Source organism: Streptomyces kunmingensis, assembly GCF_039533535.1.
Taxonomy (GTDB): Bacteria; Actinomycetota; Actinomycetes; order Streptomycetales; family Streptomycetaceae; genus Streptomyces; species Streptomyces kunmingensis.
Genome location: NZ_BAAATS010000014.1, coordinates 44,547 through 60,613, shown reverse-complemented (window position 1 = coordinate 60,613; position 16,067 = coordinate 44,547). Strand labels below are relative to the sequence as shown.

15 protein-coding genes are annotated in these 16,067 nt (G+C 72.0%); 6 read left to right on the top strand and 9 right to left on the bottom strand.

The annotated features are described in order from the left end of the window. The first annotated feature begins 4 nt into the window (after window positions 1–4). From ABD366_RS17400 to ABD366_RS17385, 4 genes are all read left to right on the top strand, one after another. The gene (locus ABD366_RS17400; RefSeq protein WP_324766712.1) at window positions 5–1,132 is read left to right on the top strand and encodes an energy-coupling factor transporter transmembrane component T; all 1,128 of its coding nucleotides are present in this window, start codon (window positions 5–7) and stop codon (window positions 1,130–1,132) included. Beyond that, on the top strand, window positions 1,129–2,742 hold the full coding sequence (locus ABD366_RS17395; protein WP_324766713.1) for an ABC transporter ATP-binding protein: 1,614 nt from the start codon (window positions 1,129–1,131) through the stop codon (window positions 2,740–2,742). Before ABD366_RS17400 ends, ABD366_RS17395 begins: the two co-directional genes overlap by 4 nt. Continuing rightward, a complete protein-coding gene (locus ABD366_RS17390; protein ID WP_324766714.1) occupies window positions 2,739–3,737 on the top strand; it encodes an ECF transporter S component in 999 nt (332 codons plus the stop codon). Before ABD366_RS17395 ends, ABD366_RS17390 begins: the two co-directional genes overlap by 4 nt. Window positions 3,738–3,994: 257 nt before the next feature. Continuing rightward, on the top strand, window positions 3,995–4,405 hold the full coding sequence (locus ABD366_RS17385; protein WP_324766715.1) for an aggregation-promoting factor C-terminal-like domain-containing protein: 411 nt from the start codon (window positions 3,995–3,997) through the stop codon (window positions 4,403–4,405). A 119-nt stretch (window positions 4,406–4,524) separates the two neighbouring features. Here the strand turns inward: ABD366_RS17385 and ABD366_RS17380 are convergent, their stop codons facing one another. Next, the gene (locus ABD366_RS17380; protein ID WP_324766716.1) at window positions 4,525–5,694 is read right to left on the bottom strand and encodes a steroid 3-ketoacyl-CoA thiolase; all 1,170 of its coding nucleotides are present in this window, start codon (window positions 5,692–5,694) and stop codon (window positions 4,525–4,527) included. Between the two features lie 258 nt (window positions 5,695–5,952). On the opposite strand from ABD366_RS17380, the gene ABD366_RS17375 reads away from it, so the two are divergent. After that, window positions 5,953–7,200 carry a cytochrome P450 gene (locus ABD366_RS17375; protein ID WP_324766717.1) on the top strand — a complete coding sequence of 416 codons (1,248 nt, stop codon included), beginning with the start codon at window positions 5,953–5,955 and terminating at the stop codon, window positions 7,198–7,200. 136 nt (window positions 7,201–7,336) lie between these two features. Further along, entirely contained in the window at window positions 7,337–8,965 is a 1,629-nt protein-coding gene (locus tag ABD366_RS17370) for a hypothetical protein (protein WP_411293635.1), read from the top strand. Here the strand turns inward: ABD366_RS17370 and ABD366_RS17365 are convergent. Genes ABD366_RS17365 through ABD366_RS17330 form a run of 8 tightly spaced genes read right to left on the bottom strand, consistent with a single transcriptional unit; the run spans window position 8,939 to window position 16,063 of the window. After that, the gene (locus tag ABD366_RS17365) at window positions 8,939–10,141 is read right to left on the bottom strand and encodes a lytic transglycosylase domain-containing protein (RefSeq protein ID WP_324766718.1); all 1,203 of its coding nucleotides are present in this window, start codon (window positions 10,139–10,141) and stop codon (window positions 8,939–8,941) included. The two genes, ABD366_RS17370 and ABD366_RS17365, sit on opposite strands and share 27 nt — an antisense overlap. 45 nt (window positions 10,142–10,186) lie before the next feature. Continuing rightward, the gene (locus tag ABD366_RS17360; protein ID WP_324766719.1) at window positions 10,187–10,912 is read right to left on the bottom strand and encodes a hypothetical protein; all 726 of its coding nucleotides are present in this window, start codon (window positions 10,910–10,912) and stop codon (window positions 10,187–10,189) included. Window positions 10,913–10,929: 17 nt separating this feature from the next. Beyond that, on the bottom strand, window positions 10,930–11,457 hold the full coding sequence (locus ABD366_RS17355) for a nuclear transport factor 2 family protein (RefSeq protein WP_324766755.1): 528 nt from the start codon (window positions 11,455–11,457) through the stop codon (window positions 10,930–10,932). Between the two features lie 38 nt (window positions 11,458–11,495). After that, window positions 11,496–12,143 (bottom strand): hypothetical protein, encoded by a 648-nt coding sequence (locus tag ABD366_RS17350; protein WP_324766720.1) that lies wholly within the window; start codon window positions 12,141–12,143, stop codon window positions 11,496–11,498. Further along, entirely contained in the window at window positions 12,140–12,661 is a 522-nt protein-coding gene (locus ABD366_RS17345; protein WP_324766756.1) for a hypothetical protein, read from the bottom strand. The genes ABD366_RS17350 and ABD366_RS17345 overlap by 4 nt, the downstream gene beginning before the upstream one ends. Next, window positions 12,661–13,896, bottom strand: a complete 1,236-nt coding sequence (locus ABD366_RS17340; protein ID WP_324766721.1) for an MlaD family protein — start codon at window positions 13,894–13,896, stop codon at window positions 12,661–12,663. Before ABD366_RS17340 ends, ABD366_RS17345 begins: the two co-directional genes overlap by 1 nt. Then, on the bottom strand, window positions 13,893–15,062 hold the full coding sequence (locus ABD366_RS17335; RefSeq protein WP_324766722.1) for an MCE family protein: 1,170 nt from the start codon (window positions 15,060–15,062) through the stop codon (window positions 13,893–13,895). The genes ABD366_RS17340 and ABD366_RS17335 overlap by 4 nt, the downstream gene beginning before the upstream one ends. After that, window positions 15,062–16,063, bottom strand: a complete 1,002-nt coding sequence (locus ABD366_RS17330) for an MCE family protein (RefSeq protein ID WP_324766757.1) — start codon at window positions 16,061–16,063, stop codon at window positions 15,062–15,064. Before ABD366_RS17330 ends, ABD366_RS17335 begins: the two co-directional genes overlap by 1 nt. Window positions 16,064–16,067: the final 4 nt, after the last annotated feature.

Genomic DNA, 16,067 nt, shown 5'->3' with positions numbered 1-16,067 from the left:
TCCGATGACCGGCCGTACGCTGCGGGCCCCGCGGGCCCACCGTTCCAACGCCGTGCACCCGGGCGCCTGGTGGATCTGGGCGCTGGGCCTCGGCACCGCGGCGTCCCGCACCACGAACCCGCTGCTGCTCGCCCTCCTCATCGGCGTCGCCGGTTACGTGGTGGCGGCGCGACGGACCGAGGCACCCTGGGCGCGCTCGTACGGAGCGTTCGTCAAACTGGGCCTCGCGGTCCTGGGCATCCGCCTGCTCTTCGCCACACTCCTCGGCTCCCCGATCCCCGGCACGCACCTCCTCTTCACACTCCCCGAGGTCCCCCTCCCCGACTGGGCACAAGGAGTCCGGATCGGCGGCAAGGTCACCCTCGAAGGCCTGGCCTTCGCGCTCTACGACGGCTTGAAACTGGCCACACTCCTCATCTGCGTGGGCGCGGCGAACGCCCTCGCCTCCCCCTCCCGCCTCCTCAAGTCCCTCCCGGGCGCCCTCTACGAAGCGGGGGTGGCGGTCGTCGTGGCGATGACGTTCGCCCCGAACCTGATCGCGGACGTACGCCGCCTGCGCGCGGCCCGCCGCCTGCGGGGCCGCCCGGACAGCGGCCTGCGCGGCCTGCTCCAGGTAGGGCTCCCGGTACTGGAGGGCGCGCTGGAACGCTCGGTGTCGCTGGCGGCGGCCATGGACGCCCGCGGCTACGGCCGCACGGCGAAGGTGCCCCCCGCCATCCGCCGCACCACCGCCACCCTGACCCTGGCCGGCCTGATCGGGGTCTGCGCGGGAACCTACGGCCTCCTGGCGACGGACGGCGCGGGTTACGCCCTGCCGGTCCTCCTCATCGGGGTGGCGTCGGCGCTCGGGGGCCTGTGGCTGGGCGGCCGCCGCTCGGTCCGCACCCGGTACCGCCCGGACGTCTGGGGCGTACGGGCATGGCTGATCGCGGCGTCCGGGGCGGCGGTCGCCGCGGTCATGATCTGGACGGGCACGCAGGACCCGGCGGCGCTGCAACCCCAGGTCGTCCCCCTGACGGCACCGACCCTGCCGCTGTGGCCGGCGGCGGGCATCCTGCTCGGCCTGCTCCCGGCGTTCGTCGCCCCGGCCCCGCACCCCACGACCAAGCAGCCGCCGGAGGCGACACAGTGATCCACTTCGAGAACGTCTCCGTACGCTACGACGACGCCGCACAGCCCACCATCACCGGCATCGAACTCACGGTCCCCGAGGGCGAGTTGATGCTGCTGGCGGGCCCGTCCGGGGTCGGCAAGTCGACCCTCCTCGGGGCGGTCAGCGGACTCGTCCCGCACTTCACCGGGGGCACGCTCACCGGCCGGGTCACGGTCGCGGGCCGGGACACCCGTACGCACAAGCCGCGCGAACTGGCCGATGTCGTCGGCACGGTGGGCCAGGACCCGCTGGCCCACTTCGTCACGGACACGGTCGAGGACGAGCTGGCGTACGGCATGGAGTCACTGGGCCTGACGCCTCCGGTCATGCGCCGCCGCGTGGAGGAGACCCTGGACCTCCTGGGCCTGGCCACCCTCCGCGACCGCCCGATAGCAACGCTGTCGGGCGGACAGCAGCAGCGGGTGGCGATCGGCTCGGTCCTCACCACGCACCCCAAGGTCCTGGTCCTGGACGAACCGACGTCCGCACTGGACCCGGCGGCGGCCGAGGAGGTCCTCTCGGTCCTCCAGCGCCTGGTCCACGACCTGGGCACCACGGTCCTCATGGCGGAGCACCGCCTGGAACGGGTGATCCAGTACGCGGACCAGGTGGCGCTGCTCCCCGCACCGGGCAAGCCCCTACAGGTAGGCGACCCGGCCACGGTGATGGCCGACTCCCCGGTGTACCCCCCGGTGGTGGGCCTGGGCCGACTGGCGGGCTGGACCCCACTCCCCCTGACGGTCCGCGACGCACGCAGAGCGGCGACAGACATGCGGACCCGCTTGACCGACCTGAGCCCGTCACCGAAGCGCGTCCCCGCTGCGACGGACCGGGACACCGGTCTGGCCGTCACGCGAAAACTGGGGGTGCGCAGGGGCCGGGTGGAAGCCCTGCGCAACGTGAACATCACGATTGCGCCCGGCGAGATCGTCGCCCTCATGGGGCGCAACGGGGCGGGCAAGTCCACGCTGCTCTCCACACTCGTGGGCATGATCAAGCCGACGACGGGCTCGGCCACACTCACCGGGGAGCACCCGCACCAGCTCTCGCCACGAGACCTGATCCGCAAGGTGGGACTGGTCCCGCAGGAGCCCCGGGACCTGCTCTGCGCGGACACGGTGGCGGCGGAGTGCACGGCGGCGGACAGGGACGCGTCAGCACCACCCGGAACCTGCCGCACGCTATTGACGGACCTCCTCCCCGGCATCGCACAGGACACGCACCCCAGAGACCTCTCCGAGGGTCAGCGCCTCACTCTCGCCCTCGCGATCGTCCTGGCGGCGGCCCCGCCCCTCCTCCTCCTGGACGAACCGACGCGGGGCCTGGACTACGCGGCGAAGTCCCGCCTGGTCACGATCCTGCGCGACCTGTCGGCCGACGGCCACGCGATCATCATGGCGACGCACGACGTGGAGCTGGCGGCGGAGCTGACGCACCGGGTGGCGATCCTGGCGGACGGCGAGATCGTCGCGGACGGCCCGACCCCGGAGATCGTCACATCCTCCCCCTCCTTCGCCCCCCAGGTGTCCAAGATCCTGGCCCCACAACAGTGGCTCACCGTGAGCCAGGTAGCGCAGGCCCTGTCATGACGGCCGGGAACGGGCAACCGCGCCCGCAGCCGCGTACGAGACAGGAGGGGCCGGGCCGGGGTGCCCCCGCAGGACTCCGCAGGCACCGCATCCCGGATCACCCGCCTTCGGCGTCCGGTGGCGACGAGACCGAACCGGCCGAGGAGGCGCCCCGGCCCGGCCCCGCCCCCCACCACGACAGGGACCGCGCCAACCCGGTCCGCCTCGGCCCACGCTCCATCGCCGCCCTGCTCCTGGTGAGCGCCGTGGGCATCGTGGCCATCGGCTGGCCGCTGATCACCGGCCCCGGTTCCCAGGTGAACGCCCACGCCCAGGACGCACCCTGGCTCTTCGCGGGCCTCCTCGTCCTCCTCGTGGCCGTGGTCGCCGCCACGATCTCCGAGTCCGGCATGGGCCCCAAGGCGGTGGCGATGCTGGGCGTACTGGCCGCCGCAGGCGCCGCCCTGCGCCCCATCGGCGCGGGCACGGCCGGCATCGAGCCGATGTTCTTCCTCATGGTGCTCAGCGGCCGGGTCCTGGGCCCGGGATTCGGCTTCGTCCTGGGCTCGCTCAGCATGTTCGCCTCGGCCCTGCTCACCGGCGGGGTCGGCCCCTGGATGCCGTTCCAGATGCTGTCCATGGGCTGGTTCACGATGGGCGCGGGCCTGCTCCCGGCCCCCCACCGCCTCCGCAACCTCCCCGAGCGGGCGATGCTCGCCGCCTACGGCTTCCTCGCCGCCTTCGCGTACGGCACGATCATGAACCTGGCCGGCTGGCCGTTCATGAACGCCCTGGCGTCCTCCGTGGCGTACCAGCCGGACGCGTCGCTCCCCGACAACCTGGCCCGCTTCGCCGCGTACTGCCTGGCCACGTCCCTGGGCTGGGACCTGGGCCGGGCGGCGCTCACGGTGGTCCTGACGCTCACGGCCGGGGCAGCGGTCCTCAAGGCGTTGCGCCGGGCGACACGACGGGCGGCGTTCGAGGCACAGGTCACATTCGACAGAGGCCCGGGGTGAAGCCACGCACATGACGTGGGTCACGTACTACTCGGCTTCGTAGGAGACGCCCGGGACCACAAAGCCCCCCGCCCCCCCTCCGACCTGCACAGGAGACCCAGCCACATAAGGGACATAACGCCCACATACGACCCCAACTAGCAAAGGGGGTCTTTGCGGAACACCCCGAGGGCCTGTTTCTGTGGAGCAGTCGCCGAGCGCAGGGCACACACCCCGCCGCCGGCCGACACCCCCGCTCCCCACGGAAGGCCCTCGCTTTGTCCGCCACGCTCCTCCGCCGCGCAGCCACCCCGAAGAAGGCGCTCGCCGCCGCCACGATCGCGACGGCCGCGACCGGCATGTTCTTCGCGTCGGCACCGGCCCAGGCCGCGTCCGCCTCCACATCCGCGAAGGCGATCGCGCACGAGCAGATCCGGGACTCGGCGCAGTTCAACTGCTTCGACAAGATCGTGTCGCACGAGAGCGGCTGGAACCCGAAGGCGACGAACGCCTCGACCGGCGCGTACGGGCTGGTGCAGGCGCTGCCCGCGAACAAGATGGCGTCGGCAGGTTCGGACTGGAAGACGAACCCCGAGACGCAGATCAAGTGGGGCGTCGACTACATGAACGACCGCTACGGCAGCGCCTGCGGCGCGTGGTCGCACTGGCAGGCCAACGGCTGGTACTGACGGGGCCGGCACCACCCCCTGCCAGCACCCAGCACCCAGCACCCAGCACTCAGCACTCAGCACCCAGCACTCAGCACTCAGCACTCAGCACTCAGCACTCAGCACTCAGCACCGAAACCCTAGAGCCGCTGAATAATGGTCCCGGTGGCAAGCGCCCCGCCCGCGCACATGCTGATGAGGGCGAACTCCTTGTCCCGCCGCTCCAGTTCGTGCAAGGCGGTGGCGATGAGCCGCGCTCCGGTGGCCCCCACCGGATGCCCGAGGGCGATGGCCCCGCCGTTCACGTTGACCTTCTCCAGATCCTGCTCGAAGACCTGGGCCCAGCTCAGCACCACGGACGCGAACGCCTCGTTGATCTCGACGAGGTCGATGTCCTTGAGGGACATACCGGCTTTGCCGAGCACGGCGCGGGTGGCGTCCACCGGCCCATCCAGGTGGTAGTGCGGATCGGCGCCGACCAGCGCCTGCGCCACGATCCGCGCCCGCGGCCTGAGCTTCAGGGCGCGGGCCATCCGCTTCGAGGCCCACAGGATGGCGGCGGCGCCGTCACTTATCTGGGACGAGTTCCCGGCGGTGTGCACCGCGGTGGGCATGACGGCCTTCAGCCCGGCCAGCCCTTCCATGGTGGTGTCGCGCAGCCCTTCGTCCCGGTCGACGAGCCGCCACATGCCCTGCCCTGCGGCCTGCTCCTCCTCGGTCGTGGGGACCTGCACAGCGAAGGTCTCGCGCTTGAAGCGCTCCTCGGCCCAGGCGACGGCGGCCCGCTCCTGCGAGATCAGCCCGAGGGAGTCGACGTTCTCCCGGGTCAACCCCCTTCTGCGGGCGATACGTTCGGCGGCCTCGAACTGGTTCGGAAGGTCCACGTTCCACTCGTCGGGGAACGGCTTTCCGGGCCCGTGCTTGGATCCGGAGCCGAGCGGCACCCGGGACATGGCTTCGATGCCACAGCTGATCCCCACGTCGATGACGCCGGCCGCGATCATGTTGGCGGTCATGTGCGAGGCCTGCTGGGACGACCCGCACTGGCAGTCGACGGTCGTGGCGGCGGTCTCGTAGGGAAGGCCCATCGTGAGCCAGGCGGTGCGCGCGGGGTTCATGGACTGCTCGCCCGCGTGGGTGACGGTCCCGCCGACGATCTGTTCGACGCAGTCCGCGTGGATGCCGGTGCGCCCGAGGAGTTCGCGGTACGTCTCCCCGAGCAGATACGCGGGATGGAGGTTGGCCAGCGCTCCCCCGCGCTTGCCGATCGGCGTACGTACGGCTTCGACGATGACGGGCTCGGCTGCCATGACGGTCGTCCTTCCACGCTTCCCGGACCAGCAGGACAGAACCGGCACGCACCCGTACGCACCTCGCACACCCCCGCACGCGAAACTAGAACGCGTACCAGTTCTCCGTGCAGTCTCGATGTGATTACCCCGGGTACGCAAGGGGCGTGCAAGCACCGCGCACGGAACCGACACACCCGCGGCCCTTGCCACTTCTAGAACGCGTTACTACCTTTCGAGCCATACCTGACGGACTGTCAGAACACTCGGGAGAGACCCATGCCGTGCCCCGCGCTGCCCGACGGGTTCGACTTCACCGACCCCGATCTGCTGCAAGACCGCGTGCCCTACCCGGAGTTCGCCCGGCTGCGGCAGACCGAACCGGTCCGCTGGATCGCACAGGAGCCGGGGATCTCCGGTTTCGCCGACGCGGGGTACTGGGCGGTGACCCGGCACGCGGACGTCAAGTACGTCTCGACGCATCCGGAGCTGTACTCCTCCAACCTCAACACGGCCGTGATCCGCTTCAACTCCTCGATCCAGCGTGACCAGATCGAGGTCCAGAAGATGATCATGCTGAACATGGACCCGCCGGAGCACACGCGCGTACGCCAGATAGTGCAGCGCGGCTTCACGCCACGCGCGATCAGGTCCCTGGAGGAGGCGCTGCGCACCCGCGCCCACGACATAGTCACCACGGCACTGCGCCACGCAGGCCCGGACGGCACCTTCGACTTCGTGACGAACGTGGCGGTGGAACTCCCCCTCCAGGCCATAGCCGAACTGATCGGCATAGCGCAGGACGACCGCTCCAGGGTCTTCGACTGGTCGAACAAGATGGTGGCGTACGACGATCCGGAGTACGCGATCACGGAGGAGATCGGCGCCGAGGCGGCGATGGAGATCGTCGGGTACGCGATGAACCTCGCGGCCGAGCGCAAACAGTGCCCGGCGAAGGACATCGTCAGCCAACTGGTGGCGGCGGAGGACGAGGGCAACCTGTCCTCGGACGAGTTCGGCTTCTTCGTGATCCTGCTGGCCGTCGCCGGGAACGAGACGACCCGCAACGCCATCACGCACGGCATGCACGCGTTCCTCACCCACCCCGACCAGTGGGAGCTGTACAAGCGGGAGCGCCCGTCGACCACGGCGGAGGAGATCGTGCGCTGGGCGACGCCGGTCGTCTCCTTCCAGCGCACGGCGACCCAGGACACGGAGCTCGGCGGCCAGAAGATCAGGGCGGGCGACCGCGTCGGCATCTTCTACTCCTCGGCCAACCACGACCCGGAGGTCTTCGAGGACCCCGACGCCTTCGACATCACCCGGGACCCCAACCCGCACCTCGGCTTCGGCGGCGGCGGACCCCACTTCTGCCTGGGCAAGTCCCTGGCCGTCCTGGAGATCGACCTGATCTTCCACGCGATCGCCGACGCGATGCCGGACCTTCGCCTGGCGGGCGACCCGCGGCGGCTGCGCGCGGCGTGGCTGAACGGCGTGAAGGAACTACAGGTGTCCACGCGCCGGTGAACTCCGGCCAGATGGACAACCAGATCTCCGGCCGGATCTGCGCCACCGACTGAACATTTCCGTTGCCATACGCGTCTTCGTCCGTGGAACATGCCCACGCCCGCGACTCGCAACGCAACGGAACGGACCGCTACCCGTGGCCACGGCCGACCTGCCCCTGGGGCGCCACCCGGCACGCCGGCGCCCCACTCTCGCCGCGCACCACCGCGTGGCCCTGCTGGCCACGCTGCCCACACTGCCGCTCTACGTGGTGTGGGCGCTGTTCCTGGCGACCGGCGGCGGTGATCTGGCGGCCCAGCAGGCCTGGGCCAGGTTCGCCGCCGATCACGGGGCGTCGGCGTACAACCTGTTCTGGTACGGCGGTATGCACACCGCCAACTATTCGCTGATCTCGCCGTATCTGATGGCGGAGCTCGGCGTGCGCCCGGTGACGGTGGCGTCGGGTCTTGCGGCGGCCTGGCTCGGGTCCGTCCTCGTCGTACGGACCGGGATCGGCCGCCCGCTGGTCCCGGCGGTCCTGCTCTCCCTGGCGCTGTGGTGCAACGTGGCGTCGGGGCGTACGACGTTCGCGCTCGGTGTCGCGTTCGGGCTCGGCGCCTGTGTGGCGCTGCGGGGGCGGCGCGGGTTCGCGGCGGCGGTGCTGTGCGGGGCGCTGGCCGCGATGGCGTCACCGGTGGCCGGACTGTTCCTCGCGGTCGTCGGGGCCGGGTATGCGGGCGCGCGGGACTGGCGGCGGGCGGCGTCGCTGCTGGTGCCGCCGGCGGTGGTGGTGGGGACGACGACGCTGCTGTTCCCGTTCAAGGGTGAGCAGTTGATGCCGCTGGACCGGGTCTGGCCGCCGGTCCTGTTCGCGCTGGCGCTGGTGGTGGCGGGTCCACGGGGCTGGCGGGTGGCGCGGTGGGCGGCGGTGGTCTACGCGGCCGGCACGGTCCTCACGTACCTCATCCCCTCGCCCGTCGGGACGAACGTGGAGCGGCTGGCCGAGCTGGTGGCGCCCGCGGTGCTGCTGGCGGCGGCCCGCGCGCCTGGCGTGACCCGGGTGCGGGCGGCGGTTCTCGTCATCGCGCTGGTGCTGTCGTCGGCGTGGGTGGTGCAGAAGACGGTGGACGACCTGGAGGTGTCGACGCACGTGCCGTCGTGGGCGGCCGAGACGCACGGCGTGGTGCGGGAGCTGAGGCGGCTCGGCGCGGACCGCACGCGCGTCGAGGTGATCCCGGCCCGCAACCACCGGGAGGCGACGCGGCTCGCCCCGTACGTGAACATGGCGCGCGGCTGGAACCGGCAGCTGGACATCGAGCGCGGGCGGCTGTTCTACGACGGCACGTTCTCGGCGGGTACGTACCGGGCCTGGCTGGACCGGTGGGCGGTCGGCTTCGTCGTGCTGCCGGAGGGCAAGCCGGACGGGTTCGCCGAGCAGGAGGCCGCGCTCGTGCGGGCCGGGCCCGGCTACTTGGAGCGGGTCTGGCGCGACCCGCACTGGCAGGTGTTCCGGGTGCGCGACGCGGTGCCGCTGGTCTCCGCGCCCGCGTCCGTCGTCAGCTCGGACGGGGCGCGGGTCACGGTCCGTTTCCGGCGCGCGGGTGCGGCGACGCTGCGGGTCGCGTACTCGCCCTGGCTCAAGTCCGAGGGCGGCTGCCTGAAGGTACGCGAGCAGGGCGAGTTCACCGAGCTGACGGCGCCCGCGGCCGGGACCTACCGGATCGGCTCCGGCTGGGAGAGGTCCCCGTCGCCGGGCGCGTCAGGCGGTGGGTGTCCCGCACGGTGAGGGCGTGTCCGACGGGCTCGGGTCCGGGGTCTCGGAGGGGCTGGGCGAGTCCGTCGGGGAGGCGCTGTCGGAGGGGCAGTCGGACGGGGTGCCCGGGTCGGTCGGCTCCTCGGTCGTCGGCTCGTCCGTCGTGGGCGGATCGGTCGGGGGCGGTGTGGTCGGCGGCTGGGTGGGCGGGGTCGCGGAGTCCGAGGGGCCGGGGGTCGGGCTCGGCTCGCCGCTGGGCCTCGGCGTGGTGCTCGGCCGCGGAGTCGGGCTCTTCGTGGGGTCGGGTCCGATGACGATGCCGCCCCCGCCACCCCCGCCACCGTGCCCCACGGGTTCGGTGGCCGGGGTCTTGGATCCGGCGCCCGGGCTGGCCGGGACGACGCCGCGCCCGTCCGGCACGGTGTGCACGCCCTCCCGGTAGAACTCCAGCCAGTACAGGACGAGCCGGAGATAGTCCTGCGAGTAGTTGTAGCTGAGGATGGCCCGCTCCCGGCCGGCCGTGGTGCTCACGTCGCGGTCGCCCGCGCACAGGTAGTGCCCGGCGCCTAGGGCGGCGTCGAAGATGTTGTTGGGGTCGGCGCGGCCGTCGCCGTTGCCGTCGGCGCCCCAGCGGCGCCAGGTGCCGGGCAGGAACTGCATCGGCCCGACGGCCCGGTCGTACACGGTGTCGCCGTCCCAGGCGCCGCCCTCGGTGTCCCGGATCAGGGCGAAGCCGTCACCGTTCAGGGCGGGCCCGGTGATGCGGTGGCGGGTGGTGCCGTGCGCGTCGACGTCGCCGCCGCGGGCCTGACCCGACTCGACCTTGCCGATCGCCGCGAGGAGCTGCCACGGCAGGCGGCAGCCCGGGTCGCTGCGGGCGACGGAGGACTCGGCGCGGCGGTAGGCGGCGAGGACGGTGGCCGGTATGCCGGACTGGGCGCGCAGCTGCCGTACCGGGTACGTCATGTTCGGGGCCTGCGGGCTTTCCAGGGGCGGGAGTTCGGTGTGGTAGGAGTCGTCGCCCTGGGAGTCGACGCGTGGCAGCGGCCCGGAGTCCGCGGCGATGACGGGATCACTGTCCGAGGCGGCCTTTTCGGTCAACTCCCGGACGATGTCGGGCGCTTGGGACGCCGTGAGGAGCGCGGTCGCGGCGACGGCCACGGCGGTGCCACGCAGGCGGCGGCGCAGTCGGGTACGCGGGGTTCGCATGGGGCCCTTTCTGTCCGGTCTGTCCTGGTCTGGCTCGGGCGCGGCTCAGCTGCCGCCGAAGGTGTCGAGGGCGGAGACCAGCCAGCGGCCGTCCTTGCGGACGAGGTCGACGGCGAGCATCGCGCCCGCGTAGTTCGCGGCGTCCTGCGCCTTCGCGGCGGTGCTGGTGCTGCTCTGGTCGGCGTAGACGAGTACGCGGGCACGGTCGCCGTCGATGCGCTCCACCGCGGCGTCGGTGACCGTGGTGGTCACGACGGTCTTCTGCTTCTTCGCCTGCGCGAGTACGGGTGCGAGGAGCGCCCGGTGCTGGGCGACGGCCTTGCCGGTGAGATAGGTGGCGGCGGCCTTCTCCGAGGTCCCCGGATTGGCGTGGTCGTACGAGAAGAGCGCGTTCACGGCCTTGCTCGCCTGCCCCTTGACCTCGCTGGTGCGGGCGGCGTCGGTGAGGGCGGTGTTGCCCGTCGCCGCGTCGTCCTTCAGGCCGCGGGTCTCGGAGTACGCCCAGCCGGCGAAGCCGCCCAGGAGGAGGGTGAGGAGGCAGAGGACGGCGAGGAGGAGACGGCCGGTGCGCCCGGTCCGCTCCGCGCTGTCGGCCCGCTCCGCGCCGACCCGGGTCCGGGGCGCCGGGACGGCCTCGTCCCGCTCGGGCTCGGTGGCGGCCTCGTCCCGCTCGGGCGGTGAGGCGGTGTCGATCGTGGTGGCGGCCCCGGTCGCGGGTCGTTGTGCGAGGCGGCGCTGGCGGTTGATGTGGTGGCGGGTCGTCGTCGACATCCCTCGGTCCTTTCCGGTCAGTCGGCGGTGGCGGTGGAGCCGACCGGCGCCTGGCCGAGGGCGCTGAGCTTCCAGTGGCCGTCGGTGCGGGTGAGTTCGCCGAGCATGCGGCTGTCCTTGTCGGTGGCCTGCTGCCCGGAGGCCCGTACGGTGACGCGCAGGGCGACCATGACGCGGGCGCGGCCCGCGCGTTCGTCGAGCTCGGTCACGGCGCCGGACAGCACCTTGGCCGTGCTGACGGTCTTGGCGCTCTGTACCTGCTTGGTGAACTCCCGCCGGCCCTCTACGAGTTGGTTGTGCAGGTCGCCGGTGGTGGAGGTCTCCCAGAGGTCGAGCCCCGGCTCCAGCTTCCGGTGATCGAGGGTGTTGAGGTTCTGCACGGCCTGTTCCCCGGCCTCCAGGGCGTCGTCGCGGGCGGCCGCGTACCCGGCGCCGTCGTCGTGGGCGGCGCCGTACCAGGACCAGCCGGCCCACGCGGCGATGCCGCCCGCGAGGAGGGTGAGTGCCAGTGCGGCGACGAGCAGCGGCTGCGTGACCCGGTACATGCGCGCCCCTTTCATCGGGTTCATCGGATCCATCGGGTTCATCGGGCTTTTATGTCGACGATCTGCCAGACGTCGTCGTGGAGCCGGGCGGTGACGGACAGCTGGGCGGCGGACGTCGTGGGCTTCTTCGTGCCGCGCCGGGCGGTCTGGTCGAGGAAGACGAGGAGGTGGGCGGTGTCGCCGCGCAGGCTGACGGTGCCGACGCGCACGGTCTGGGTGGTGAGCGTGACGTGCTGGCTGCTGACGTTCTCCCTGACCTGGGCGAAGAGCTGCTCGTACTGCCGCGCGGCCTGCCCGGACAGCACGGTGCGGGCCGAGCGCTCGGTGGCGTCGGTGCCGCCGGGCGCGTACGAGAACACCTTGGCGAGAGCACTGCTCACGTCCCCGTTGACCCGGGTGGTCGCCTCGACGTCCGTCAGCGCGTGGTTCCCGGCGGCGGGGGCGCTGCGCAGCTCATGGGCCTCGTACAGGAACACGCCTCCCCCGGCGGCCAGCAGGACGGCCCCGGCCGCGATCCCGACGGTGCCGCGCCGACCCCGCAAGAGCCCTCTCAGGAACCGCTGGAACCGCGTCCAGGACGCGCGACGCCCGCCCGGACGTTCACCGGACTCCGACTCCGTCCCCGCCTCCGGCCCCGACTCCAACTCCGTGCCCGACTCCAGTTCCGTAGCCGTCTCCGCCGTCATCCGGACACCTCCGTCACCGGTACCGCGGTGAGTGTCTTCACCTTCCATGTGCCGTCGGTGGCACGGGCCAGGACCGCCTCCAGGCGCTTGCGCTCCGGCGAGGCCGAGTCCGATGCCGAGTCCGATGCCGACGACGCGCCCTTCGGGGTCGTCTCCACCCGGACCGTGGCGATGAGCTTCGCCGTGCCGGCCCGGTCGTCGAGCGCGGTGATCGCCGCGTCCGTGACGACGCCGCGCGAGGACGCCCCGGCGGCCGGGGTCAGGCGGCCGAGCTGGGTACGGAGCGGGCCCGACGTGACGCTCTTCCACGTGGTCACCCCGGCCCGGGCGTGCGCCGCCGTCGACGCGTCCAGGGTGGAGAGCGTCGCGACGGCGGCGCGCCCGTCGGCGAGCGCCGCGTCCCGTGCCCGGCCGTACGCGAGGTCGTCGTCCCCCCGCGCCTGCGCGTACGACCAGGCACCCGTCCCGCACAGTGCGAGCGCCGCGGCGAGCCCCACCCCCGCGAGGGCCCGACGCATCATGAACCGCTCCCTGTGCGGGAGTTCAGGCCGAGCAGGCCCGGCATGCCGGAGGACGAGGTCGCCCCGGACTCCGTGACCGACGGCAGTGACAGTGCCCCGGGCCGGGCGGGCTCCGGTACGGCGCCGCCCCGCGGCGCGTTCGCCGAGCCGCGTACGCCGGTCCCGCTCGACGGCGGTGCCGTACAGCGGGCGCCCGTGTTGAGGGCTGGCGCCGCGCTGAGGTCCGTACCGAGGCGGTACTTCGTACCGGAGTAGCCCGCCGTGCAGGGCAGGGGTTTGAAGAAGGTGACCGCCATGCCGAGGTTGACCTTCTTTCCGTCGACGGCCGTGGCTCCCGCGGCGACGGCCTGCGGGAGTTTCACGAGGAGTTCCTCCGTGCCGCGCTGCCGGGTGACGGCGACCTCGGAGGTGGTGAGGAGGTTGGCGAGGACGACGCCGAGTTCGGGGTTCATGTCCCGGAGCACGCCGCTGACCTGGGTGGCCGCTTCGGGCGCCGCCATGATCAGTTGACGCAGGTCGGCGTCGGAGTTCTTCAGCGTCGCCGCGAGGTCCTTCGCCCCGGACGCGAAGTCCTTGATGGCCTGGCCCTCTTCGGCCTGCGTGCGCAGCACGATCTGCCCGTCGGTGATGAGCTTCGTGGTCTGGGGCAGCGCCCGGTCGGCGGCCTGGACGAAGTCGGTGCCGTTGTCCAGGAGGAGCTGGAGGTCCTCCCCGCGCCCTTCGAAGGCCTTGCCGAACTCGTCGACGACCGTGCGCAGGGAGTCCAGCGGCACCGACGTCGTCAGGTCGTCGACGCTCGCGAGGACGTCCGTGACGGGACGCGGGACGCTCGTCGCGTCCGGGTCGATGACCGCGCCGTCGGCGAGGTAGGGTCCGTCGGCGCGCCCGGGGCGCAGGTCGATGTACTGCTCGCCGACCGCGGAGAGGCTCGCGACGACGGCCTTGGCGTCGTCGGGGATGCCCGGCGCGGACTTCTTGATGCGCAGGTCGGCCACGACCCCGTCCGAGGTCAGCCCGATCGCGCCGACCCGGCCCACCGATACGCCCCGGTAGGTGACGTCGGAGTGGGTGAACAGGCCGCCGGTGCGCGGGAGTTCCACCTTGACGGTGTAGTAGTCGGCGGCTCCGACGTACCGGCCGAGGTCGGCGTAGCGGATGCCGAGGAAGGCCAGGACGAGGACGGCGATGACGAGGAACGCGAGGTTCTTGAGCCGGACGGCGAGGGTGATCACCGGGTGCCTCCGCTCGACGGCAGGGGCAGTGGCGACGACTTCTGCTTCTGCTGCTGCTGCTGCTTCTGCTGCTGCTGCTCGGTCGCCGTGGGAGTCGGCGACGAGGAGGCGGAGTCCTCGGTCAGCGGTGGGATCAGGGTCGTACCGGGTGCGGCCGTGAGGTCGAGATACGTGTTGAGGTAGTCGCCCTTGATGCCGCGCAGCACCTCGTCGGTGAACGGGTACGTGAGCAGCACCTGGAGCGAGTCGGGCAGGTCCTTGCCGGAGTCGGCGAGCGCCTTGAGGGTGGGGGCGATCGCTTTGAGGTCGGCGACCATGTCGGCCCTGCCCGCGTCGAGGGTGGAGACGGCGACGCCGCTGAGCCGGTCCAGGGAGCGCAGCATCGTCATCAGCGAGCCCCGTTGCTTCTCCAGGGTCTTGAGACCGGGCGAGAGGTCGGTGAGCACGGTCCCGACGTCCTCCTTGCGGTGCGCGAGCGTGGCCGACAGGCGGTTGACGCCGTCGAGTGCGGCGGTGATGTCGCCGCGGTGGTCGTCGAGGTCGGTGACGAGGGTGTTGACGCGGCGCAGGGTGGAGCGGACCTCGCTCTCGCGGCCGCCGAGGGCGGAGTTGAGTTCGGTGGTGATGGTCTTGAGCTGGTTGACGCCGCCGCCGTTGAGCAGCAGGGACAGGGCGCCGAAGACCTCTTCGACCTCGGAGTTGCGGCCGGTGCGCGCCAGCGGGATGCGGCCTCCTTCGCCGAGCGAGCCGGTGCCGTCCTTGGGCGGGACGAGCTGGACGTACTTCTCGCCGAGCAGGCTGGACTGTTCGAGCCGGGCGCCGGTGTCCGCCGGCAGGCGTACGTCGCCGTTGAGCCGCATCGTCACGCGTGCGGACCAGCTGTCCTTGCCGGACAGCGAGATGTCGGTGACGCGGCCCACCGCGACGTCGTTCACCTTCACCGCCGACTGCGGGACGAGGCTCAGCACGTCCTTCATGTCGGCGGTGATCGTGTACGGGTGGGAGCCGAGGTCGGCGCCGCCGGGCAGCGGCAGGTCGGCGACGCCGCCGAACGACGGTGTCGGCACGGAGATGACGCCGATGGTCAGGAGGAAGGCCGTCGTGATGGAGAGCGCGCCCACGGCGATCGCGCCGGTGCGGATCCTGGTCCGCCGGGAGGTCGCCATCACTGGTCACCGCCGACCGCGGGCAGTGGCAGCAGCGGGCCGCCCATGCTCAGTTCGTTGAGGTTGGCGCGGCCGTCGAGGGTGCGGGCCTCGGGGTTGTACGCGCCCACGACGTTGCCGGCGGCCAGCGGCGCCACGTCCAGCGCCTCGGCCAGGGACGCCCGTTGGTCGACCAGTGTCTGGGTGAGGGGCACGAGCCGGTCGACGTTCGCCTTCAGTTCGCCCCGGTTGTCCTTGATGAAGGTCTTGACCTGGCCGAGGGCCGCGCCGAGTTCCTTCAGGGCGCCCGCGAGGTCGTCCTTGTTGTCGGCGAAGTAGCCGGTGACGTCGTCGAGGTTCTCCTGGGCGGTGCGCACCCCGCCGTCCTTCTCCTTCAGCATCGTGGTGAAGGACTGGAGCTGGGCGAGGGTCGTGAACAGGTCGTCGCTGCTGCCGTTCAGCGTCTTCGCGGCCTTGCCGAACTGCTCGATGCTGTCGCCCATCGCGGTCCCGTTGCCCTTGAGGTTCTTCGCCCCGGTGTCGAGCAGCCCGGACAGGGCGCCTTCGGCGTTGGCGCCGCCGGGGCCGAGCGCCTTGCTCAGTTCGGTGACGCTGTCGTAGAGCTGGTCGACCTCTACGGGCATGCGGTTGCGGGACGCGGGCAGCTTCGCCCCGTCGTGCAGGACGGGTCCGGAGGTGTAGGCGGGCGTGAGCTGTACGTACCGGTCGGCGACGATGCTGGGCGCGACGGCGACGGCCCGCGCGTCGGCCGGTACCTTCACCCCGTCGTCCACGTCGAGCGTCACCCGCACCCGGGTGCCCTCGGGCCGCACGGAGTCGACCGTGCCGACGCGCACCCCGAGGATCCGCAGGTCGGATCCGGCGTAGATGCCGACGGCCCGGTCGAAGTAGGCGGTGACGCGGGTGCCGCCCGAGCCGGTGGCGCGTACGCCGACGACTCCGGCGGCGATCAGCAGGGCGAGTGCGAGCCCGCCCACGAGCAGCTTGCGGCGCCCGGTCATCGTC